This is a genomic window from Curtobacterium sp. C1, assembly GCF_021049325.1.
Lineage (GTDB): Bacteria > Actinomycetota > Actinomycetes > Actinomycetales > Microbacteriaceae > Curtobacterium > Curtobacterium citreum.
Genome location: NZ_CP088077.1, coordinates 62,023 through 81,766 on the forward strand (window position 1 = coordinate 62,023; position 19,744 = coordinate 81,766).

Consider the following 19,744-nt stretch of genomic DNA (forward strand, 5'->3'; position numbering starts at 1 on the left):
GGCTCGCTCCCGCCGTGTGTCCGGTTGACCATCGGAAGCCGCTTCGGCTGTGATCAGCAGGCCTGCCCTCGCCCCGCTTGTTCTTCGCGGTAGGTGCGCCACAGAAGACGCATGGCGATGTAACCGGCTGTGAGGCCGGCGAAGACTTGGGCGACGGCGACCATGCCCCCGAAGCCCTGCAGAAGCGCGCCGATGAGGTCTTGTTCATTGGCAGGTGCTGCAGCAACCAGGACGAGTCCGAACGACAACACCGGTCCGCGGAGACGGCAGGCCGCCGGACGACCCCAACGCGGCGTGAGGCGGACTGCCAACGCGACCAGTGCCATCGTGCCGCTGATCGCGATAGCCCAGACGCCGATTGATGTCCCCGCTCGCGTGGCCCACAGGCCCGCCGCAACGAGCGCCAATGCGACGGCAACCCGGCGCCAGACGCGACGCGGCCGCGCAGGTCTGCGCTTGGCTTCCCAGGTTCGACAACTTGTCACGGCAATACCTCCGGGGGTATACTAACGAGTGTCGAGTGAGAGGAACTTCCGATGAGTGTTGCCGTGGATGCCACCCAGAAGCCGGTCCTGAACCGTCTGCGCCGCGCGCGTGGGCAGTTGAATGCGGTGATCGACGCGATCGAGAACGGCGGGAAGTGCCGTGACGTGGTGATCCAGCTCGCGGCGGTATCGAGCGCGCTTGATCGTGCGGGGTTCCAGATCATCTCGACGGCGATGCAGAAGTGCGTCATCGACGAGCAGGACGAGTCCGACCCGATGACCGTGGCGGAGCTCGAGAAGCTCTTCATGACCCTCGCCTGACCCCTCAGGGCAGCCACTCTCAGCTGCGCTGCCTTTGAGCTTCACCCCCCATCCATTCGTGGCCGGCTGCCGGTCATGAATTTCATCGGCGCGCCCTGCGGGGCCTGAACAGAAGGAGTCGACCATGTGTCGTGCAGTGACGTGCAAGAAGTGCGGGAAGCAGACGTGGGCTGGTTGCGGCCAGCACGTCGACCAGGTGATGCGCGGTGTCCCGAAGTCGCAGCGCTGTCAGGGGCACCAGAACGAACCGTCGTCGGGTGGGTTCTTCTCCCGGCTCTTCGGGCGAGCCTGATCATGGCGATCCCGGAAGTATCGGTCGATGACCTTGACGTCCTCGTGGACCGGAAAGTCCTCGATGTGAGGGAACCCGATGAGTACGCTGCCGGCCACGTTCCCGGCGCGCGGAACGTGCCGCTGGCGACCGTTCGTGAGCACGTAGATGCCTTGCGCGATGCCGGGCCGGTGCACGTGATCTGTCAGAGCGGCCGCCGTAGCGCGCAGGCTACGGAGGCGCTGCAGTCAGCAGGCGTGGACGCAGTCAACGTGGCCGGTGGCACGTCGGCGTGGGTTGCGGCGGGGAAGCCGGTTGAGCACTGATGGAGCACCGGCTTGTTCTGCACGCGTTCGCTGAGGACCCGGATGTCCTCACGGCGGCGTTACGGGTGGCCCGGCACTCGTTTCAGGGCCTCGGGTTGGACGTGAGCGTGCAGGTCGTCGTGCAAGGCGGCGCTGTGCGCGGACTCGTCGCGAACAGCGCCTACCAGGACGATCTGCTGACCACGATCGCAGGGTCTGGTGTCGACGTGCTGGCGTGTTCGAACAGCATGGAGCGTATCGGTGTCGGAGCGGAGGCGCTGCTGCCGGATGTGGGCACGGTGCCGGCGGCGGTGACGTACCTGACGCAGCAGCAGTGGGCTGGCGCCGCGTACGTGCGAATCTGATGCTGATCGGTGTTGCCGCGTTCGGGATCCTCGTCGGCGCGGTCCTCGGCCTGGTCGGTGCCGGGGGCGCGATCATCGCCGTACCGGCGCTGGTGTACGCGATCGGGGTACCGGTCACGGAAGCGATGTCCACGTCACTGGTGATGGCTGCCAGCTCCTCCGTCGCGGCAGTGCTCCCGAGACTGCGGCACGGCATCGAGTGGCGGATCGCCGCGACGGTCGGCGCGGTCGGGATCCCCGCCGCGTTCCTCGGCACCGCCGTGAACGCGGCCCTGCCGCAACACGTGGTGCTCCTCGCGTTCGCCGCGTTGATGATCGCCGCCGGCGTCCAGATGCTGCGGCCCCGGCCAACCGCGACCGGTGAGCTCCTCGCCGGGCGACGGTGGGTGTGGCGTGCGCTCCTGGTCGGCCTCGGGGTCGGTTTCCTCACGGGCCTGCTCGGTGTCGGCGGCGGGTTCATCATCGTGCCGGCCCTGGTGCTGCTGCTGAACCTCCCAATTGCCGCAGCGATCGGCACCTCACTGGTGATCACGATCGTGAACTCCATCGCCGGCGTCGCCGCGCACGCCGGTTCCGGGTTCGTGGACTGGCCCCTCACGATCGCGTTCGCCGCGCCCGCGTTCGCGGCGTCCCTGGTCGCGGCACGCTTCGCTGCCCGGATCAGCGGGAAAGCCCTTCAGCGCGTGTTCGCGGTCCTCGTCCTTGCGATCGCCGTCCTCACCATCGTCCGCACCGCGCTGACATGGTGACCACGAGCCGCCGCATCGGCGCCGGAGCGGCCCTGCGTGACGGCCGTGTCGCCGCACGCATCCTCGGCGCCGCGACCAGCACGCAGCTCCGCACCGCGATCGCCGCCGCATCACCACCGGCGGCTGCCACCAACCCCCAGTAATCAACGCCGAACCACCAGTGCGGCAGCAGATCAGGAGCACACCATGTCGAACTCTTCCCATGACGACAACGACGCCGTCGGCGTCACCCGCGGGTCCTTGATCAGACTTGCCGTCGGCGCCGCGCTCCTCGCGGCTTCGATCGCCGCCGCCGGCACCATCTGCTACGCCTGCTTCAACCCGGCCTTCCCGAGCTAACGAAAGCCGAAGCGAGGCACGTAGAAGGGGCTGGGATCCGAACGCTCTCGGATCGCAGCCCCTTCCGGCAAGATCGCCGCACCTGCTCAGGCGGTCGGCTCGGATGCTGGCTGTGCCGGTTCGAGGGCGCGGACCTGGGCGATGAGGTCCTCGAGCGCGGGAGCGGGCAGCGCGCCGGCCTGCCGGAATACCAACTGCCCATCGCGGAACGCCATCAGCGTCGGGATCGCCGTAATCCCCGCCGCTGCAGCGAGATCCTGCTCAGCCTCCGTGTCGACCTTGCAGAACGTCACGTCCGCATGCGTCTGGGACGCCTGCTCGAAGATCGGCGCGAACATCTTGCACGGCCCGCACCACGCAGCCCAGAAGTCCACCAGCACGATGCCGCCGCCCTCGATCACCGGCTGCAACGTCGCCGCGGTCGCCGCCTGCACGCTCACGCTGCAACCTCCTCATCGTGGCCCGGGCAGCGCTGCGCCGCCGGAACGTCCCACAGGGCGTCCTCGACGTGCTGGCCGCAGCCACCCCACGTCTCTTTCCCGCACTCGTCACAAGTCACTCGAAAGCACATCACGGCTCCTTTCCGTCACCTATAATACCCCCGGGGGTATATTGCTCGCAAGCCCGCCGAGGACGTTGGCCAAATCCGTTCGCCCCGCGGGGCTGGACAGCATTATACCCCCAGGGGTATTGTTGGTCTGGTTCCGATCGAAAGGGGAAGTCATGCTGCTGGAACGCTTCTACGACGAGGACCTCGCTCAGGCGAGCTACCTCATCGGATGCCAGGCCACCGGAGAAGCGGTGGTCGTTGACCCGCGCCGCGACGTGCAGGTCTACCTCGACACCGCTGCAAAGAACGGGATGCGGATCGTCGCGGTCACCGAGACCCACATCCACGCCGACTACCTCTCCGGCACCCGCGAGCTCGCACACGTCACGGGCGCCGAGGCGTACGTGTCGGGGGAGGGCGGCGTCGACTGGCAGTACGGCTTCGACGCGACCCGCCTGTTCGACGGCGACGTCATCCAGGTCGGCAACATCCGCCTCACCGCCCGGCACACGCCTGGTCACACTCCCGAGCACCTGGTGTTCCTGGTCACCGACGGCGCACTCACCGATGACCCGGGCTACCTGCTCTCCGGCGACTTCGTGTTCGTCGGCGACCTCGGCCGCCCGGATCTCCTCGACGAAGCAGCAGGCGGGAAGGACACCCGTTTCCAGGGCGCGCAGGACCTCTTCGACAGCCTCAAGAAGGTGCTACTGGTGCTGCCGGATCACGTGCAGATCCACCCCGCGCACGGCGCTGGGAGCGCCTGCGGGAAAGCGCTCGGCGCGATCGCGTCGACGACCGTCGGCTACGAACGCCTCTACACCTGGTGGGGCCCCTACCTCGCCGCGGATGACCGTGACGGGTTCGTTCAGGAGCTCCTCGATGGCCAACCCGACGCGCACGCCTACTTCGCCCGCATGAAGCGTGAGAACCGCGACGGCCCAGCCGTTTTCGGCCCGCTGCCTGAGCTCGAGGCTGTGACTGCGGCTGAAGCCGTTACGCGTGCAGCAGACGGTGAAGCCGTCATCGTCGACACCCGCGCGGCTACGGCGGTGCGTGCTGGCACGGTGCCCGGCGCGCTCGCGATTCCGGCGACGGGTAAGACCGCCGCGTGGGGAGCGTGGGCGATTGACCCTGAACGGGAACAGCGGCCGCTGCTGCTTTTCGTGGAGGACCTCGAGCAGGCTGCGCATGTCCGGGATCACCTGCTCCGCGTCGGCATCGACACCGCCGCCGGGTACTTCACCACCCTCGAGGGCATCGAGACCGCACCATCGAAGACGGTCGCGCCGGACCAGATCGCGGACCTCGACGAACCGTTCCTCCTCGATGTTCGAGAGCGAGGCGAGTACCAGGCCGGCCACATCCCCGGCGCCACCCGCATCGGTGCTGGCCGTGTGCTCTGGGAAACCAACCGGCTCCCGAAGGATCGCACCATCGTCAGCTACTGCCAGAGCGGCGCCCGCAACATCGTCGCCGCGCAGGCGCTGCGCCGGGCAGGGTTCCCCGTCATCGAGGTCGAGGGCAGTTACCTCGGCTACGCCCGCATGCAACAGGACGCCAACGCCGCAGCGGAACGGTAGACGAACCGACACCTCGTAGCCCCTCGGCTCTGACCCGGATGGCGTCCAGGCTGAGGGGCGCTGTCGTGCGGCTATGGCGGCGTGGTCGCTGCTGAACGGTGTCGAATCGTGCGCCGGCGCACGGCACGACAGACTGGACGTGGTGCGCCGAGTGCAGGTCGGCCCTGCAACCACGGCGGTGCGCCAGAACGGACGTGCTGTAATCCTGGCTGCTGGCATCCCGAGCCCACCCGTGAATGGGTTCGCGATCGGACCTGGTTGAGCGACGGCTTCGTGGACGATGCTGCTATCGCGTCCCAGTCCCTGCAGCATCGGCAGAGCACACTGATGCAAGCGCATCGGCCTCGCAGCGAACCCGAATCGTCGCGAGGCCGTTTGCGTCCCAGCGGAGCAGCCGCTGACATCACGGCAGGCTGAGTGCCCGTCAGCCGGCCGCTACCCGGACACCCCCTCGGCCCCGACGTTGGGTGCCGAGCACCCAGGAAACACCTGAGTCCTGCAGTCTCAACAGACTGTCCCGCGAAAGTGCCCGGCGAGGGTACGGCTGACAGTACAGTTGCCAGCATGCTCATCGGATACGCCCGCGTCTCGACCTCCGGACAAGACGTCGCGGCGCAGCGCGACGGCCTACATGCCCTCGGAGTCGCGGATCAGGACATCCACGTCGATCACGGCATGTCCGGGACAACTCGAGAACGCCCCGGACTCCGATCAGCTCTCGCTTCCGTCCGAGCTGGCGACACCCTCGTCGTCACGAAGCTCGACCGGCTCGCCCGATCGCTTCGCGACGCAACCGACATCGCGGACGAGCTCACCAAGAAGGGCGTCGCCCTGAACCTCGGAGGATCGATCTACGACCCCACCGACCCGGTCGGACGGCTCCTCTTCAACGTCCTCGGCATGGTCGCCGAGTTCGAGGCCGACCTCATTCGAGCACGCACCCGCGAGGGCATGGCGATCGCGAAGGCCGCCGGCAAGCTCCGCGGCGGTAAGCCGAAGCTCAACAAGGCGCAGGAGAAGCACCTGGTCGAGCTACACCGCGCCGGCACCCACACCACCAGCGACCTTGCCGAGCTCTTCGGCGTCGCTCGAGCCACCGTCTACCGAGCCGTCCACCGCGCCGACCCCAAGTGAGAGGTGCCCCGATTCTCGGGTAGCCATCGCCCGGTACGGAAAGTTGTTGATTTGCAGGTGCTCAGGGAGGGTGCGGGCCGTCTCGATGGCCGATCGTCTATCGGGACGCCTCAATCGCGAGCTCGGCGACCTCGACCACAGCGTCGGAAGGCATATCCGGGTAGTAGTTCTCGCGCAGCTGCTGCGCGAAGAGCTGCATGTCAGTCTCAGGAGGCTGGTGGGCTTGTTCGGCAGTGAGACTGTCGAGCCGGTATCGGTGCACGGCGATCACGGTGCCGGGGACCGGTCCTGCCGTCGGGTGTTCATCGAAGATGAACACGGCTGCTCCCACCGGTACGTCCTCGTTCCACCGGACGGTGGTGACCTTCTCGCCGGACATCACTGCCTTGTGGTGCTTGCGATGGAAGTGGATCGTGTTGGGTGTCGCACTGACCATGCATCCACTCTGCCGCAGCGGGACAGGGCGACGATCGTGGTGCCGATCCCGTGGCGGTCCGACTTCGGAAGCTGTCACCGTCCGTTGACCGACCGGCTATCGAGACAGGAGACAGGGGCTGCCCTCGTCCAAAAACGCGCGTCAGCGCCCACTGCCTCGTTGGAGACTTTGGAGGTAGGCGTTGTAGTCGTGGAGCTCAGCGTCACCTTGCCGGTCGGCTTCGCGAGTGGCGCGAGCGGCTTTGCGGGAGTCTTGTCGCTGCCATCGGATGATGCTGGCGAGCAGGATGATGGCGACCGGTAGCTCGCCGTACGTCCAGACCAGACCTCCGGCGAGTTGTTGATCGCGAAGTGCGGTGGTCTCGAACTCGGTGCTCGGCGAGGCGAATGTCGCCACCAGGGGTGCGCTACTGAACATGAGGGTGAGTCCGAATGCGGCATGGATCTGCATCTCGACGAACGCATCGACGATGCGGAGGACGTACGACGTGCGCCGGGGAAGTGGGTCGACGGTTGCGAGCGGCAGCATGATTACGGTGCCGAGAGCAACGAACGTCAGTTGGAGCGCGATTCGTCCTGCTTCCATGGAGAGAAGCGCGTCCGCTGCCCCGGTGAGGTAGAGCCCGAAGAGGGGCACGACGAGCAGCGGCACGACTGCCAGCGGATGCAGGATCAGTCGGGCGAACGGGGATCGGAGAACGCCGACCGCCAGCCGGAGTACGTGGAGGCCGATTCCGCGGCGCGGCATGCCTCGCAGGAGCACCGTTCCCGGGGAACCGAGAATCAGCAGCGGCGGGACGATCAGCAGCAGAGTCAGCTGCTGGAACATGAACGCTGAGAGCAGCTCGCGACTGTAGGTCTGGAGGCCGGTTGTCGTCGCTGTGAACATGACCGCGCACCCGAGGACGAACACCACGGCCCGACCGAGAGCTGGGGCACGCAGGCCACGCCGGGCGTTGACGTACAGGACGAGGTAGGTCGTCGCTAGGAGAACAGCGACGATCGCTACGGGCGACAGCGGTCCCGTCGCCCAGGACCAGAGGACGCTCGAATCGAGACGGGGCATCGTTACCGTCCCTCCTGCTGTTCAACCGGGCAGCTCCGTCGAGCTCGTTCTCGGTGAACGCTGTCGGTGAGTGGCGGTGGCATCGTTTCCTCGTCTCCGGTGGTGACGGCTGATCGCGTCGAGTCGACGGCTCGGGGGGAACTTGGTCGTCGTGGCTTGGTCTCAGATCGGCAGCGTGGTTCCGGCGATGAGGGCCTGCATGGCGGACATGATGCGTGTCCATACGCCGGTGACCATGGCCGCGCCGGTGAGGATGAGGATCGCGCCGCCAATGATGTTGACGGCGCGGATGTGGGTGCGCAGGAACCGGACGGTGTTCTTCGCCCAGCCCAGTCCGGCTGCGATGACGACGAACGGGATCCCGAGGCCGAGGCAATAGGCCAGGCCGAGGAGTGCGCCCCGGCCCGCCGTGCCCGCGTCGAGGCTGAGCGCGGTGATGGTGGCGAGGGTGGGGCCGAAGCACGGGGTCCAGCCGAGACCGAAGGTCGCGCCGAGGAGCGGTGCGCCGGTGAGACCCGCGCGTGGCCGCCAGGACGTCCGGATGGTGCGCTGCAGTGGGCGCAGGAACCCGATGAAGGCTGCTCCCATCGCGATGACGATGACGCCCAGGAGCCTGATGAGGAGGTCCTGCCATTGCACGAGCCAAGTACCGAGGGCGCCGAACAGTGCACCGTAGGCGACGAACACTATGCCGAATCCGGTGACGAACAGCAGCGCGCCGACGATGGTGCGTCTGGTCGTGGATGCGGCGGCGGATCCGGTGACGTAGCCGAGGTAGCCCGGCACGAGTGGCAGCACGCACGGGGATGCGAAGGAGATCAGGCCGGCGAAGAGCGCGATCGGGATCGCTGCGATCATCTGCCCGCTGAAGACGGTTTCCTGCCAGTTCACCGTTCCAGCTCCTCACGTGGGCCGGCTGCGTCGAGCGAGGTCATCGCAGCTCCTCTGACGTCGAGGTAGCCGCGCTGGTGGTGGTGGCGGTGGTAGCACGGTGACGGCGTTTGGACGGCGAGGTGCGTGCGTAGGTGAGGGCGAGGAGGCCGACGCCGACCGCGATGGCGATATCGGCGATGTTGCCGATGGCCAGATTGGCGTAGTTGATCATGTCGACGACGACGCCGCTGCCAAACTGGTCGCCGCGGGCGAGCCGGTCCAACAGGTTGCCGACGGCGCCGCCAAGCAGTACGCCGACTCCGGCGGTGTATTTCGGCGAGGTGCCGAGGACGGTTCGGGTGAGGAGTCCGATGACGACAACGGTCGAGACGAGCGACAGGATCCAGGTCGTGTCGCTACCGAGGGAGAACGCTGCCCCGGTGTTGAAGGCCAGCCGCAGGCCGAGCAGCTCTCCGACGAGGGGGATCGTCCGGTGCGGGTCGAGGTGCCAGAGGGCCCACTGCTTACTGATCTGGTCGAGGACTGCGATGGCGGTACCGGTGACGATAACCGCGATGAGGGTGCGCCGGGATCGCCGGCGTGATCGTTGTCGGTCAACGCCGACGGGTGCGGGCTGCGTCATCGGCGCAGCTCGTCGTCGATGAGGGTGGACAAGGTGCCGGGTCCATCGATCGCGCCGACGATGCGAGCGGCGACGCGCCCCTTGGTGTCGAGCACGATGGTGGTGGGGACAGCGTTCGGTGCCACTTCACCGGAGAGCGCCAACTGCATCCGGCCCCGATCGTTGTCGAGCACGCTGGCGTAGGGGACGTTGAATCGCCGTTCGAAGGCGGCCGCTGTGCCCTTCGCGTCGCGGACGTTCACGCCGATCATCTGCACGTTCTGGTCCTGGTAGCGATCCCAGACGGTATTGAGGTGCTTCGCTTCCGCGCGGCACGGCGGGCATGCGGCGTACCAGAAGTTGAGCACGACGACCTTGCCCTGAAGGTCGGCGGAGCGCATCGGTTCTCCGTCCGAGGAGACCTCGTCGAAATCGATGACGGTTTTCCGGTTCGCAGGGGGCACTTGGGTGACGGTGCCGTCCCCGGAGACGTAGTTTTTCGTCCCGCCGTCACGGTATTGCGCGCTCAGACCGGTGTTGGTGTCGCTGTCGGAGGAGCATCCGGTGAGCACGAGCGCGCTGCTGACGGCGAGCACAACGGTCGCCACGAGGATCCCAGTTTGCCGCGGCCTCATTGGGCTTCCTCGAGTGCTGCGTCGACGGCGTCCTGCAGGTCGGTGTACGACTGCAGCGTGACCGGCTTGCCGTTGATGAAGAACGTCGGGGTGCTGCTCACACCGAGCTGGGTGCCGAGGTTGACGTCGTCCTGGATGAGCTTCTGCACGCTGGAGCTGTCGACGTCGCGGTCGTACTGTCGCATGTCGAGGCCAAGGTCTTCGGCGTAGCCGCGGAACCGGTCCGCTTGGGAGTCGGTGCCCCGCTCACCCCACTCGGCTTGCGTCTCGTACATCCGCTGGTACATCGGCTCGAGCTGGTTTTGGCGAGCTGCTGCTTCAACTGCGCTTGCGGAGGTGCGGGAGTTGCCGTGGCCGGGGAGCGGGAAGTAGCGGAACCCGAACGTGATTTTGCCGGCGTAGTCCTTCCGGAGCTGTTCGACGTAGGGGTAGAACGCACCGCACGCTTCGCATTCGAAGTCGAGGAACTCAACGACGGTGATCGCTCCGTCGCCTTCCTCGCCGAGCACGTGCGTCGGCGTGAGCGCTTCAGCTGTGGCCGCTGCCGTGCTGGCTGGAGCGCCGGCACGGGTGTTTTCGATGTTCGCCCGGATGACGAACACCGCGACGATGATGATGACGAGCGCTCCGGCGATGACGCCGGAGATGATGCCGATGCGGGCGCTTTTGGTCATGTGCTGGCCTTTCGGTCACGCGCCGCGCGCGTTGAGGAACGGTGTCGGTGGGACGGGGGTGCCGTTCTGACGGATCTCGAAGTGGAGGTGGCAGCCGGTGGACAGGCCGGCGTTACCGACCGCGGCGACGGTCTGGCCGGCGCTGACTTTCTGGCCAGCTCGCACGAGCACGCCCGAAGGGAACATGTGCGCGTAGTTGCTGGTGACGCCGCCGCCGTGGTCGATGGTGACGAGGTTGCCGTAGTCGCCGTAGGGGCCTGCATACGTGACGGTGCCGGCAGCGACGGCGTAGAGGCCAGTGCCGCACGCTGCCCCGAAGTCGTCGCCGGCGTGCAGCCGGTAGTAGTTGAGGATCGGGTGGAGGCGGTTGCCGTAGGCCTGGTACGACGAGTACGACCGGATCGGTTTCGTCCATCCTGACGACGACACGGCCCCTGGGTTCCCGGCTGGTGCAGCCGCTGAGTCTGCAGTGCTTGGTGGGGTCTGTGCTGCGCGGGCCGCAGCTGCTGCGGCGGCGATCCGGGCAGCTTCCGCTCGGGCTGCTGCGACGCGGCGCCGTTCCGCTTCCGCGTACGCCGACTCGGCGTTGAGCGTGCGGTCCCGCAGAACCGCGAGCTGATCGGTGAGTTCCTGCTTCCGGGCTCGTTGCGCCATCTCGGCCTCGGCAGCCTCTGTCGCGGCTGCCGTAGCGGCAGCGAAGGTGACGGCTGCCTTCTGCTGCAACCGGTCCCGTTCGCGGCGGGCGGCGGCTGCTTGCTTGGTTAACGCCTCCGCGGTTCCGGCGCGGGTTGCCGCGTCCTCGAGGGCAGCGTTCATGGTGTCGGTCACCTTTGACGCGGTGCCGAGCCGCTCGAGGAGGGTGCCACTGTCCGCGGTGATCGACGCGGTCAGGTCACGCCCGGCCGACCTGGACAGGTACGCCGACCACGCCGCGATCTGCTCCTCAGCGCCTGCTGCTTCCGAGCGGGCGGTGCTGGCCTGCTTGGTGAGGGTGTCGTACTTGCCGGTCGCGGTGTCCGCTGCATCTTGCGCAGTTTGCAGCTCCTTACCGCGAGCTGCTGCAGTCTGCTTCGCCGCGGCGGTCGCGGTTTCGAGCTGCTGCACCAGGGCAGTGATCTCCGCGGCTTTCGATTCCGCGGCCGCTTCACTCTTCCGCGCCTCGAGCACATCAGCCCATGTCGGCGCGGTCGCCGCGGCGGCGGGGACGGCTGTGACAAAGCTGGCGACGGCGACAGTGAGGGCAGTCACGGCGGCGAGGACATGCCGGCGCATCACTCGGGTGCCTTCGGGCGGCGGCGAGTGATGAGAAGAATCCCGACGACTGCCGCGATGAAGAGGGCGGTCAGGCCGGCGAGGACCCAGATTCCGGCGCTGTTACTCGGCGCCGACTCCGCGCCGGAGGCGGCAGGGGTCGCCGCGGATGACGCTGCAGCTGTCGGAGTGATGGTCTCCTGCGCGGTTGACGCGGATGGGGTGGGGGAGGGTGTGCTGCCGGTGGAGGTGAACTGGTAGCTACCGGAGATGGGGTGACCGTCAACAGACACGCTCCGCCAGGTGACGGTGTACGAACCGGGCGTGGTGATGGTGATCGGCTTGGTGAGGGTGCTGCCGTCCACGGTGATCTGGCCGGTGGTGACTTCCTCATCGTCCGGGTCGACGACGCTGATGATGATGCCGCTCTCCAGCGCCGCGAGCGGCGGCTCGGAGTACGTCAGGGTGATCTGGTCGAGGTCCCCGGCGACAGTACTGTCGGCGGCTGGGTTGGCGGACGCGAGGGCGTCGTGGGCTGCGGCTGGGGTCGCGGTGATAAGGACAGCGGTGAGGACCGCAACGGGAACTGCGGCGGCGATCAGAGCGCGAAGACGCACGGGGAACCTTTCCTAGAAGACACGGCCAGCGTTGGCGCGAAGCCACGTGTCCGGATTGATGGGTGTGGTGCCGTCCTGGTGCACTTCGAGGTGCAGATGCGCGCCGGTGCTCCGGCCAGAGGAACCGACGAGGCCGACCCGGTCGCCTGCGGCCACGGTCTGCCCGACCCGCAGCGGCGAGGAGCCGACGATCATGTGTGCGTAAAGGGTGGAAACCAGTCGACCGTTGATGCGGTGGTCGATGATGGCGTACTGGCCGAACTCCGAATGCCGGCCAGCGACGCGCACCGTGCCGGCAGCGACGGCACCGATCGGCGTCCCCAAACCAGGCGTCAAATCCAGCCCCTGGTGGGCACTGGAGCAGGTTGTGCATGGGGCGATCCGGTACCCGAACCCGGAGCTCATCGGCACCGGGCCGGGGAACGGCCACTGCACGTCCCCACCGCCGGTCGACGCCCCCACTGCCGGTATTCCTGACGAGCCCGCCGACGTCGCGGGGGCCGGTGCAGGGGCGGAGACCGTGAAGCTGTCGCGGGCCAGGTTCGGGTCGAGTGCTGCGGCTGCGACGGTCAGCGTCTGCGCGGGCGTCGCAGTGGCTAGAGGCATCCCGGGTGTGGCCGCAGCCGCAGTCGGGCCCGGAAGGGCTGCGGACGCGAACAGCACCACCGCTGCCGCTGCCGCCGTCGCGGCCGCAGCTGACGGCACGGGACGCGCCCGACCAGCGGACGTTGCGATCGGAGCCGGCGGCGTCACAGTCCGGCGAGGGGTGCTGCGACCACCGATTCCTGCAGTCACCCGTCTGCGGGCGAGAGGGCGCGAACGGGCTTCGAGGCGCTCAGCGGCAAGGGCTTCACGGCGGGTCAGTGGAGCCAAAGGACGTTCGGAGTTGGCAGGAGTGGGTGCGGGAGAGTTCACGCGTTGAAAGGTCTTCCGGTGAGATGCGGGCAGGACGCAACTGACGGCCCCGCAGCGCAGGGTCGTCTGGAAGAGTGATCAGACGCGCGCGATCGAGAGCACCGTCAGCGATACCGCTGATGGTGCTGCCACACGCCGCGGCGCCACGGCCACACGGGCGAGCATCTGCGACAGCGCGAACAGCGCTCGTCGCGGCGATGTGATCGCTGCCAGCGCGGCGACCGCGCCGACGACCATCGCCGCTAACCCGAGCAGGGCACAGAAGATGCTCGCGGCACCATGCTCCGCATCCACATGCGTCGCCGCCGGGTCGACTTCGGCCGTGTCAAGGGCAGATGCGACAGCGCCGGTGAGCGTCGGGATTGCTTCGTCGGTGTGGCTGGCGAGATTCTGTAGTGTCAGCGCACCCAGCAGCAGCAAGACGGCAGCAACGACCGCGGTGGCTGCTCGAAGCAGCCGGAGCGGGAGGTCGTGGCGAAGCGTCGTCATGATCATGGAGGGGGCCGTGCGCGGCTTCATCCAGTGTGCAGGACGCACTCGCGCCGCACAGACTGGACGGTGGCGTGTTGCCGCCACGCTGATTGTCGAGGATCCGGATGGGAGAGCACTGCAAACCGGCGCCAGTAGGCGGGTCGTGCTGCTGTCGGACTAGTCACGGTCGTTGAGGGCGGCGAGCCGGTCGATGTAGGCGGTCAGGTCTGCGTCGCCGTCCCGGTCAGCTTGCCGGTCAAGGCGTTTCGCGGTGCGCTCTTCCGAGCGTCGCCAGTTCCGAACGACGAGGAGCGCGACGAACACCATCGGCAACTCACCCGCTCCCCAGGCGATCCCGCCGCCGGTGCGTTGGTCCGCCAGGAGCGCTCCGGTGTCGGTCTGTCCGAGAGCACGGAACCAGTCGAGCGCGTACACGGTTTCGCTGCTCATCACCGCGACGCCGAAGAACGCGTGGAACGCCAGCGTCGCCAGCAACGCGATGATCAGGATCGGGTACGGCGGCCGACGGGGGCCGGGGTCGATCCCGACGAAGACCCAGAAGAACAGATACCCGCTGAGCACGAAGTGCAGCACCATCGCGACGTGCCATTCATGGGACTGCATCGACGCTTGGAACGCACCTGTGAAGTAGAACGCGACGAGCGAACCGGCGAAGATCAAACCGGCGACGGCGGGCTGAGCGAGGAAGTGCATCCACTTCGAGTGCACGAACAGCAGCAGCCACTCACGGGCGCCACGGGAGCCGTCGTTGCGGATCGGCAGGGTCCGGAGGGCAAGGAGAACCGGACCGCCAAGGACCAGCGGCAGTGGGACGAACATCATCAGCAGCATGTGCTGGATCATGTGGCTGGAGAAGTGAATCATGCCGTACACGGCGGGGCCGCCGTTCATCGTCCAGATGAACACCGCGCAGCCGAGCACCCAGCTGATCGTGCGACCGATCGGCCACCGATCGCCGCGCTGCCGTAGTTTCCGGACGGCCAAGAGATACCAGACAATCCCGGTCACGGCGAGGGCGGTCCACACCCAATCCCAGTGCCATACGGTGAGGAACCGTTCGAGCGTCTGGGGAGCCGGGTACGTGTAACCGATCAGCCCGTCGCGGGTGTCCGCACCAACTGCGGGAGCCTGCGGGATCGGCGGCTGGCTACGAGACACGGCCACGGATGCGCCGATCGCGATCGCCATGAACACGATTTCCGCCAACGCGAACCGGACGAACAGCCGCCGATTCGTGGGCTCGCGCAGCAACCCCGGGACGATCTTTCGTCGTTGCACCGCACCCGCAACACCGAGGAGCACCAGGGCCCCAGCCTTCACCGCTATCAGCCACCCGTAGGAGGTGGTGAACAGATCCAGAGGACCGGTAAGGCGAAGCGAAGCGTTCACGACGCCGGAGAACGCGACCGCGCCGAACGCCCACCCGGCAAGGGTCGAGTAGCGGGCAATGACCCGGCCGGTGGCACCCTTGGTGCGGGTCCGCAGCAGCAGCACCGCGACGAGCCCCCCGACCCACACGCACACCCCGACGAGATGAATCGCCAGGGAGTTCACGGCGTTCGCGTGCTCCAGAGAACCCGCGGCGTGACCGGCGAGAGACAACGGCAACAGCGCGAAGAGCGCAGCAACGGTCGCGACAGCGAGCGTCGTTACGCGAGTCGCGACCGCTGCGAGGACTGTTGCAATCAGCACCGAGATGGCGGACACCAGGTACACCTGCCCTGCCTCCAGGCGGAACAAGAACTCCGGGAAGATGCGGTTGAACACGGCGCTGCCGATGGAAGCGCCGATTGTGTTCGCGCCGGTGAACACGATGCCCGAGACCGCGGCGAGGAACCAGACTGCTCCCGATGTCGCCGCCCACCGAGCAGCACGGTGTTGGACGCTGGAGACGGCGCCGTGGTCGGTGCGGCGTGCCGGCAACGCGAACGCAGCCACAATCAACAGCCCAATAGTGACGGCCGCCATCGCGTCATGCAGGACTCGTGCGACGGGCATCCCCCAACGGACGAGGCTGCCGGCGTCGACGAGCTGCGTTTCTTCGTTTAGCGCACCGGTCATGGTCAGGCCGAGCAGCGCGCAGCCTAAGGCGACGGGCACGGCGACGGTCAGCACCGTCATCGTGTTCGCGCCCTGTCGGCTGAGCTGCTGAGGGGCTGTGGGAGCGGTCACCGAAGCCACCTGCTTGCGCGGGTTTGGGTGCGGTGGTCGGTGCGGGGCATGGAGTCCGATCAGGTGTGTGGGGTGTGCTCGTGCTGCGTGTGACCGGCAGGCTCGAGCTGGAACGTGGAGTGCTCGATGCTGACCTCGAAGTGCTCTGCGACGCAGGTCTGCAACTCATCCAGCAGCGCCGGCAGCGAGCCGTCCGTGAAGGAGTCGCGGTCGACGATGACGTGTGCGGTCAACACTGGCAGTCCGGTCGCGATCTGGCTGGCGTGCAAGTCGTGCACATCCACGACGCGGTCCCGTTCCAGGAGGTGCTGCCGCACCGCGTCGAGGTCCAGACCTGACGGAGTGGTCTCGAGCAGCACGCTCACTGTCTCACGGAGCAGCTTGAAGGCCCGCGGAAGGATCAGAACGCCAATCAGCAACCCCGCAATCGCATCCGCGCCACCCCATCCGGTGACCGCGATGACGAGCGCGGCGACGATGACCGCGACGGACCCGAGCGCGTCATTGACGACCTCGAGGAACGCCGCCCGAAGGTTGAAGTTCGCGTTTCGTCCGCTGACCAGGACCAGGATCGACGCGATGTTACCGACCAGGCCGATCACACCAAACGTCAGCAGCCCCGCCGAAGCGATCTCCGGCGGCGCGAACAACCGCTGAACACCCTCGATCAGCACAAACAGACCCACCGCCAGCAGCACCGCAGCCTGCGCGGTTGCAGACAGCACTTCCGCGCGAGCGAACCCCCACGTGCGCTTCGCTGTGACCGGTCGGCGTGCGAGGTTCGCTGCGATCAACGCGGTCGCGAGGCCGCCGGCGTCGGTGAGCATGTGTGCCGCATCGACCAACAACGCGAGGCTGTTGGTCAGGATCGCGCCGACCACTTCCGCGACGAGGATCGTCGCCGTGATCGAAAACGCGACCGCGAGGCGCTTGCGATTCACCGCGTGCGCGTCCGCGGCGTGGTCATGTCCGGCGCTCATGCGTCGTGCTCCGCACTGTGGTGGTGTCGCACCACGTCGCCGACCGTGTGCTCGGCTTGGAAGATGGCGTCGTGCACGAGCTTGTTCGCGTGGTCGTTCGCCAGCCGGTAGAACACGCGATTGCCCTCCTGCCGGGTGGTCACCATCCGCGCCATCCGCAGCTTCGCCAGGTGTTGAGACACCGCCGCCTGCGACCGGTCGACCGTCGCCGCGAGATGGTTCACCGACAACTCGTCCTCGCGCAACGCCAGGATCAGGCGAATCCGGGTGGGATCAGCGAGCATCGAGAAGATCTCGGCCGCAATCTCAACGTGAGCATCGTCGAACTCCGACAGCCCTACGTTCGAATATTCGCTCATGCGAATATCCTTGCACGGCGAGCAGGTAGACGGCAAGGCCGTATCGGTCGGTTCGGGGGGTTGGCAACTACCAGCACACACGTCATCGGAGACTGTATAGTCACTGCATGCTGACCATTGCTTCGCGGCTTGACGTGATGACCCGTCTCGGACGTGCCCTGGCCGATCCAACTCGAGCCCGGATCGTGCTGCGGCTGCTGGACGAACCCGGCTACCCGGCACGCCTGGCGGACGAGTTGGAGCTGACCCGCACGAACGTGTCGAACCACCTTGCGTGTCTCCGCGGCTGCGGGATCGTCGTCGCCGTCCCGGAGGGGCGCAGCACTCGGTACGAGATTGCGGACCCGCACCTGACACGAGCACTCGACGCGTTGGTTGACGTCGTGCTCGCGGTGGATGATGGCGCGGAGTGTGCGGACGAGGACTGCGACGTGCCGCTGTGCTGCGGAGTGAGCGCGTGAGCGCCGCCGTGCAGCTCGGTCCTCCCTTGACCGCCGCTCGTCGCGAACTGTTGCAGAAGCGGGTGCGGCGGATCGTCGCCGCAACGATCACGTACAACGTGATCGAAGCGGTGATCGCGATCGCCGCCGGCACTGTGGCGTCCTCGACGGCGCTGATCGGGTTCGGTCTCGACTCCATCGTAGAAGTGCTCTCCGCCGCTGCGGTCGCGTGGCAGTTCGCCGGCCGCGACCCGGAAGCGCGCGAGCGCACCACGTTGAAGGTCATCGCGGTGTCGTTCTTCGGCCTCGCGCTGTACGTCACCGTCGACGCCGGCCTCACCTTCGCCGGACTCCGCGAGCCTGAGCACAGCACCGTTGGGATCGTCCTCGCTGCGGTGAGCCTCGCCGTGATGCCCTTCCTCAGCCTGCTGGAACGACGCACCGGGAAGGAACTCGGCTCCGCGTCCGCTATCGCTGACTCAAAGCAGACCCTCGTGTGCAGCTACCTATCGGCCGCGGTCCTGATCGGACTGCTGCTGAACACGCTCTTCGGGTGGTCATGGGCTGACCCGGTGGCGGGGCTCATCGTGGTGGTCTTCGCGGTCCGGGAGGGGTTGGAGGCCTGGCGCGGTGACTCGTGCAAGCAGCCGGTGTCGGCGCTGACCGGTGAGCGCACCGTCGACGCGTGCGACTGCTGCTGACCGGCTGGGTTCCTGGTGCAGCTCGGGGAGCGGTTCCTGCTCGACTGGTTTGAGTTCGAGGCCGTTGCGGACGGGTACCGGCTCTGGTCTGCGGACGATCGGGAGCCCGTCGCCGACGTCGAGGCGCTACCGGAGCAGTGCCGGGTCTGCATGCTGCGGTCTGGGCTCCGGTTCCGATGCGACAGCCTCGATGACGTCGAGCGGCGGGTTGGTGCGTGTCGCTTGCTCGGTCTGTAGCAGTCCGAGCAGCCCATTCCGATAGCCCATCGTCTATCGAGACGGACTCTCGACACGTTCGTGCCGGCAGACCCCGAAGGGTGCCGCCGGCGAGCAATGAAGAGCTCGCCGGCGGCGGGTCCTGCTGTTAGCGCCCGTGGAACGGGAAGAACGACTGAATCATCGTCGCGATGCCATCCGGAGTCACAACGCCATTGGCGAGAAGCCAGACGATGACGAACAGCACACCTCCCACGACAACAGCGAGGAAGATGAGCAGAACGCACACCACGAAGACGACGAGGAGAGCGCCGACCACAGCAGCGACCACCAGCGCCCACGTGGGACCTTGGTAGCCCGGCTCTGCCGAGTCTGCTGGTTCCGGGCTCGAGGGGAATGCCCCAGTCTTCGAGAGTCTGCTCGGTGCTGCGCCTCTCCGCTTCTGCCGCGCGCTCCGCATCCGCGGCGGCTGCGGCGGATGCGTCGGCATCGGCGGCAGCGCGACCTCTGAGCGCGTCCACGATTGGTTGCCAAACTGGTTTCAGTCGTCTAATATTAGACAGGTTCACTTGAACTCCTTAGAGCTACGACGGCACTCGGCGACCTACCTCCGCCGTCGCAGCGGTTGAAAAATTTCGCGAGAAGCCTCGTTCCTGTGCCAGCAGGACCGGGGCTTTTCCATTAGGCGGTCTTTTCCTAACCTTCCAATACTACACCTCTGGTATCCATATATCAAGCTCTCAGGGCACATCCGCGCTTTTTGGATACCAGAATTTCACTCGACGAGTATTGGTCAACTGGTGACATGCGGCGAAGCCGTGGGGAAGCCTCGACCTCGGCAAGGCGCGAGGGTGTCGGCATACGCTGACCGCGTGAACGACGCCGACCGTGAAGCGCTGCAGTGGCTCACAGTCGATGAGCTCGCCGCCCGTCGACGGGCGCTCGTGCGCGACTATGACCGCGAGCTGCGCGGCGAGCGTCCGGACACCGATCGCGTTGCCGCGATCTGGGCCGAGGCGGATGCGATCGAGCAGGTGCAACGGGGTCGTCGAGCGCACTGAGGTTCGAACATACGTTCGAACCCGTGGAATCATGGCGGCATGGGTAAGAACCGCAGGTACGGCACGTTCTGTGCGGAGTTGCGTCCGATGCGAGTTGCCTGGCGGCGCTGAGGTGCGCAGTTCTCCGGATGGT

27 protein-coding genes are annotated in these 19,744 nt (G+C 67.0%); 11 read left to right on the forward strand and 16 right to left on the reverse strand.

The window, feature by feature from the left end; translation table 11 throughout:
- Positions 1 to 53 precede the first annotated feature (53 nt).
- Positions 54 to 326, reverse strand: a complete 273-nt coding sequence (locus tag LQK89_RS17035) for a hypothetical protein (protein WP_231050847.1) — start codon at positions 324 to 326, stop codon at positions 54 to 56.
- A 210-nt stretch (positions 327 to 536) separates the two neighbouring features.
- Between LQK89_RS17035 and LQK89_RS17040 the strand changes: the two genes are divergently transcribed.
- The 6 genes from LQK89_RS17040 (at position 537) to LQK89_RS17065 (ending at position 2,835) form a co-directional block, all read left to right on the forward strand.
- Positions 537 to 806, forward strand: a complete 270-nt coding sequence (locus LQK89_RS17040; protein WP_231050848.1) for a metal-sensitive transcriptional regulator — start codon at positions 537 to 539, stop codon at positions 804 to 806.
- A gap of 294 nt (positions 807 to 1,100) precedes the next feature.
- Positions 1,101 to 1,403 carry a rhodanese-like domain-containing protein gene (locus tag LQK89_RS17045; protein ID WP_231050849.1) on the forward strand — a complete coding sequence of 101 codons (303 nt, stop codon included), beginning with the start codon at positions 1,101 to 1,103 and terminating at the stop codon, positions 1,401 to 1,403.
- Positions 1,404 to 1,504: 101 nt separating this feature from the next.
- The gene (locus tag LQK89_RS17050; protein WP_231050850.1) at positions 1,505 to 1,747 is read left to right on the forward strand and encodes a DsrE family protein; all 243 of its coding nucleotides are present in this window, start codon (positions 1,505 to 1,507) and stop codon (positions 1,745 to 1,747) included.
- Positions 1,747 to 2,496, forward strand: a complete 750-nt coding sequence (locus tag LQK89_RS17055) for a sulfite exporter TauE/SafE family protein (protein WP_231050851.1) — start codon at positions 1,747 to 1,749, stop codon at positions 2,494 to 2,496. Before LQK89_RS17050 ends, LQK89_RS17055 begins: the two co-directional genes overlap by 1 nt.
- Positions 2,490 to 2,639, forward strand: coding sequence for a hypothetical protein (locus LQK89_RS17060; RefSeq protein ID WP_231050852.1), 150 nt, complete (start codon positions 2,490 to 2,492; stop codon positions 2,637 to 2,639). The genes LQK89_RS17055 and LQK89_RS17060 overlap by 7 nt, the downstream gene beginning before the upstream one ends.
- 43 nt (positions 2,640 to 2,682) lie before the next feature.
- Positions 2,683 to 2,835, forward strand: a complete 153-nt coding sequence (locus LQK89_RS17065) for a hypothetical protein (RefSeq protein WP_231050853.1) — start codon at positions 2,683 to 2,685, stop codon at positions 2,833 to 2,835.
- 86 nt (positions 2,836 to 2,921) lie between these two features.
- Here LQK89_RS17065 and trxA read toward each other — a convergent pair whose 3' ends face one another.
- The gene (gene trxA / locus LQK89_RS17070) at positions 2,922 to 3,275 is read right to left on the reverse strand and encodes a thioredoxin (protein ID WP_231050854.1); all 354 of its coding nucleotides are present in this window, start codon (positions 3,273 to 3,275) and stop codon (positions 2,922 to 2,924) included.
- A 283-nt stretch (positions 3,276 to 3,558) separates the two neighbouring features.
- Here trxA and LQK89_RS17075 point away from each other — a divergent pair, with 283 nt between their 5' ends.
- Complete coding sequence (locus LQK89_RS17075; RefSeq protein WP_231050855.1) at positions 3,559 to 4,968, forward strand: MBL fold metallo-hydrolase; 1,410 nt, start codon at positions 3,559 to 3,561, stop codon at positions 4,966 to 4,968.
- A 564-nt stretch (positions 4,969 to 5,532) separates the two neighbouring features.
- Complete coding sequence (locus tag LQK89_RS17080) at positions 5,533 to 6,102, forward strand: recombinase family protein (protein WP_231050856.1); 570 nt, start codon at positions 5,533 to 5,535, stop codon at positions 6,100 to 6,102.
- Positions 6,103 to 6,199: 97 nt separating this feature from the next.
- Here the strand turns inward: LQK89_RS17080 and LQK89_RS17085 are convergent, their stop codons facing one another.
- The 13 genes from LQK89_RS17085 to LQK89_RS17145 form a co-directional block, all read right to left on the reverse strand.
- Positions 6,200 to 6,538, reverse strand: coding sequence for an ASCH domain-containing protein (locus LQK89_RS17085; protein ID WP_224442316.1), 339 nt, complete (start codon positions 6,536 to 6,538; stop codon positions 6,200 to 6,202).
- Positions 6,539 to 6,679: 141 nt separating this feature from the next.
- Positions 6,680 to 7,603 carry a cytochrome c oxidase assembly protein gene (locus LQK89_RS17090; protein ID WP_231050857.1) on the reverse strand — a complete coding sequence of 308 codons (924 nt, stop codon included), beginning with the start codon at positions 7,601 to 7,603 and terminating at the stop codon, positions 6,680 to 6,682.
- Positions 7,604 to 7,765: 162 nt separating this feature from the next.
- On the reverse strand, positions 7,766 to 8,461 hold the full coding sequence (locus LQK89_RS17095) for a cytochrome c biogenesis CcdA family protein (RefSeq protein WP_442874076.1): 696 nt from the start codon (positions 8,459 to 8,461) through the stop codon (positions 7,766 to 7,768).
- Between the two features lie 73 nt (positions 8,462 to 8,534).
- A complete protein-coding gene (lspA, locus tag LQK89_RS17100) occupies positions 8,535 to 9,119 on the reverse strand; it encodes a signal peptidase II (protein ID WP_231050859.1) in 585 nt (194 codons plus the stop codon).
- Positions 9,116 to 9,706: a TlpA family protein disulfide reductase gene (locus LQK89_RS17105; protein WP_231050860.1), complete on the reverse strand. Its 591-nt coding sequence runs from the start codon at positions 9,704 to 9,706 to the stop codon at positions 9,116 to 9,118. Before LQK89_RS17105 ends, lspA begins: the two co-directional genes overlap by 4 nt.
- A 23-nt stretch (positions 9,707 to 9,729) precedes the next feature.
- Positions 9,730 to 10,407, reverse strand: a complete 678-nt coding sequence (locus tag LQK89_RS17110; RefSeq protein ID WP_231050861.1) for a DsbA family protein — start codon at positions 10,405 to 10,407, stop codon at positions 9,730 to 9,732.
- Between the two features lie 15 nt (positions 10,408 to 10,422).
- Positions 10,423 to 11,655 carry a M23 family metallopeptidase gene (locus tag LQK89_RS17115; protein ID WP_231050862.1) on the reverse strand — a complete coding sequence of 411 codons (1,233 nt, stop codon included), beginning with the start codon at positions 11,653 to 11,655 and terminating at the stop codon, positions 10,423 to 10,425.
- A gap of 23 nt (positions 11,656 to 11,678) precedes the next feature.
- A complete protein-coding gene (locus LQK89_RS17120; RefSeq protein ID WP_231050863.1) occupies positions 11,679 to 12,275 on the reverse strand; it encodes a copper resistance CopC family protein in 597 nt (198 codons plus the stop codon).
- Between the two features lie 12 nt (positions 12,276 to 12,287).
- Complete coding sequence (locus LQK89_RS17125) at positions 12,288 to 12,710, reverse strand: M23 family metallopeptidase (protein WP_231050864.1); 423 nt, start codon at positions 12,708 to 12,710, stop codon at positions 12,288 to 12,290.
- 558 nt (positions 12,711 to 13,268) lie between these two features.
- The gene (locus LQK89_RS17130; RefSeq protein WP_231050865.1) at positions 13,269 to 13,685 is read right to left on the reverse strand and encodes a hypothetical protein; all 417 of its coding nucleotides are present in this window, start codon (positions 13,683 to 13,685) and stop codon (positions 13,269 to 13,271) included.
- 153 nt (positions 13,686 to 13,838) lie between these two features.
- Complete coding sequence (locus LQK89_RS17135) at positions 13,839 to 15,854, reverse strand: cytochrome c oxidase assembly protein (protein ID WP_231050866.1); 2,016 nt, start codon at positions 15,852 to 15,854, stop codon at positions 13,839 to 13,841.
- A gap of 59 nt (positions 15,855 to 15,913) precedes the next feature.
- Complete coding sequence (locus LQK89_RS17140) at positions 15,914 to 16,834, reverse strand: cation diffusion facilitator family transporter (protein WP_231050867.1); 921 nt, start codon at positions 16,832 to 16,834, stop codon at positions 15,914 to 15,916.
- Positions 16,831 to 17,193 carry an ArsR/SmtB family transcription factor gene (locus tag LQK89_RS17145; protein ID WP_251155656.1) on the reverse strand — a complete coding sequence of 121 codons (363 nt, stop codon included), beginning with the start codon at positions 17,191 to 17,193 and terminating at the stop codon, positions 16,831 to 16,833. Before LQK89_RS17145 ends, LQK89_RS17140 begins: the two co-directional genes overlap by 4 nt.
- A gap of 107 nt (positions 17,194 to 17,300) precedes the next feature.
- On the opposite strand from LQK89_RS17145, the gene cmtR reads away from it, so the two are divergent.
- Together cmtR and LQK89_RS17155 are read left to right on the forward strand one after the other, a co-directional pair.
- Positions 17,301 to 17,654 (forward strand): Cd(II)/Pb(II)-sensing metalloregulatory transcriptional regulator CmtR, encoded by a 354-nt coding sequence (cmtR, locus tag LQK89_RS17150; RefSeq protein ID WP_231050868.1) that lies wholly within the window; start codon positions 17,301 to 17,303, stop codon positions 17,652 to 17,654.
- Positions 17,651 to 18,334: a cation diffusion facilitator family transporter gene (locus tag LQK89_RS17155; RefSeq protein WP_231050869.1), complete on the forward strand. Its 684-nt coding sequence runs from the start codon at positions 17,651 to 17,653 to the stop codon at positions 18,332 to 18,334. Before cmtR ends, LQK89_RS17155 begins: the two co-directional genes overlap by 4 nt.
- Positions 18,335 to 18,698: 364 nt before the next feature.
- Here the strand turns inward: LQK89_RS17155 and LQK89_RS17160 are convergent, their stop codons facing one another.
- A complete protein-coding gene (locus LQK89_RS17160; RefSeq protein WP_231050870.1) occupies positions 18,699 to 18,881 on the reverse strand; it encodes a hypothetical protein in 183 nt (60 codons plus the stop codon).
- Between the two features lie 541 nt (positions 18,882 to 19,422).
- Here LQK89_RS17160 and LQK89_RS17165 point away from each other — a divergent pair.
- Entirely contained in the window at positions 19,423 to 19,611 is a 189-nt protein-coding gene (locus LQK89_RS17165; RefSeq protein WP_231050871.1) for a hypothetical protein, read from the forward strand.
- Positions 19,612 to 19,744: the final 133 nt, after the last annotated feature.

What these genes read in the sequence shown, in the direction of transcription:
- LQK89_RS17060 (WP_231050852.1), top strand. Translation starts at nt 2,490, where the DNA reads ATGGTGACCACGAGCCGCCGCATCGGCGCCGGAGCGGCCCTGCGTGAC.
- LQK89_RS17035 (WP_231050847.1), bottom strand. Translation starts at nt 326, where the DNA reads ATGGCACTGGTCGCGTTGGCAGTCCGCCTCACGCCGCGTTGGGGTCGT.
- LQK89_RS17065 (WP_231050853.1), top strand. Translation starts at nt 2,683, where the DNA reads ATGTCGAACTCTTCCCATGACGACAACGACGCCGTCGGCGTCACCCGC.
- LQK89_RS17090 (WP_231050857.1), bottom strand. Translation starts at nt 7,603, where the DNA reads ATGCCCCGTCTCGATTCGAGCGTCCTCTGGTCCTGGGCGACGGGACCG.
- LQK89_RS17140 (WP_231050867.1), bottom strand. Translation starts at nt 16,834, where the DNA reads ATGAGCGCCGGACATGACCACGCCGCGGACGCGCACGCGGTGAATCGC.
- LQK89_RS17075 (WP_231050855.1), top strand. Translation starts at nt 3,559, where the DNA reads ATGCTGCTGGAACGCTTCTACGACGAGGACCTCGCTCAGGCGAGCTAC.
- LQK89_RS17045 (WP_231050849.1), top strand. Translation starts at nt 1,101, where the DNA reads ATGGCGATCCCGGAAGTATCGGTCGATGACCTTGACGTCCTCGTGGAC.
- lspA (WP_231050859.1), bottom strand. Translation starts at nt 9,119, where the DNA reads ATGACGCAGCCCGCACCCGTCGGCGTTGACCGACAACGATCACGCCGG.
- LQK89_RS17080 (WP_231050856.1), top strand. Translation starts at nt 5,533, where the DNA reads ATGCTCATCGGATACGCCCGCGTCTCGACCTCCGGACAAGACGTCGCG.
- LQK89_RS17055 (WP_231050851.1), top strand. Translation starts at nt 1,747, where the DNA reads ATGCTGATCGGTGTTGCCGCGTTCGGGATCCTCGTCGGCGCGGTCCTC.
- LQK89_RS17130 (WP_231050865.1), bottom strand. Translation starts at nt 13,685, where the DNA reads ATGATCATGACGACGCTTCGCCACGACCTCCCGCTCCGGCTGCTTCGA.
- LQK89_RS17110 (WP_231050861.1), bottom strand. Translation starts at nt 10,407, where the DNA reads ATGACCAAAAGCGCCCGCATCGGCATCATCTCCGGCGTCATCGCCGGA.
- LQK89_RS17145 (WP_251155656.1), bottom strand. Translation starts at nt 17,193, where the DNA reads ATGAGCGAATATTCGAACGTAGGGCTGTCGGAGTTCGACGATGCTCAC.
- LQK89_RS17095 (WP_442874076.1), bottom strand. Translation starts at nt 8,461, where the DNA reads ATGATCGCAGCGATCCCGATCGCGCTCTTCGCCGGCCTGATCTCCTTC.
- cmtR (WP_231050868.1), top strand. Translation starts at nt 17,301, where the DNA reads ATGCTGACCATTGCTTCGCGGCTTGACGTGATGACCCGTCTCGGACGT.
- LQK89_RS17040 (WP_231050848.1), top strand. Translation starts at nt 537, where the DNA reads ATGAGTGTTGCCGTGGATGCCACCCAGAAGCCGGTCCTGAACCGTCTG.
- LQK89_RS17085 (WP_224442316.1), bottom strand. Translation starts at nt 6,538, where the DNA reads ATGGTCAGTGCGACACCCAACACGATCCACTTCCATCGCAAGCACCAC.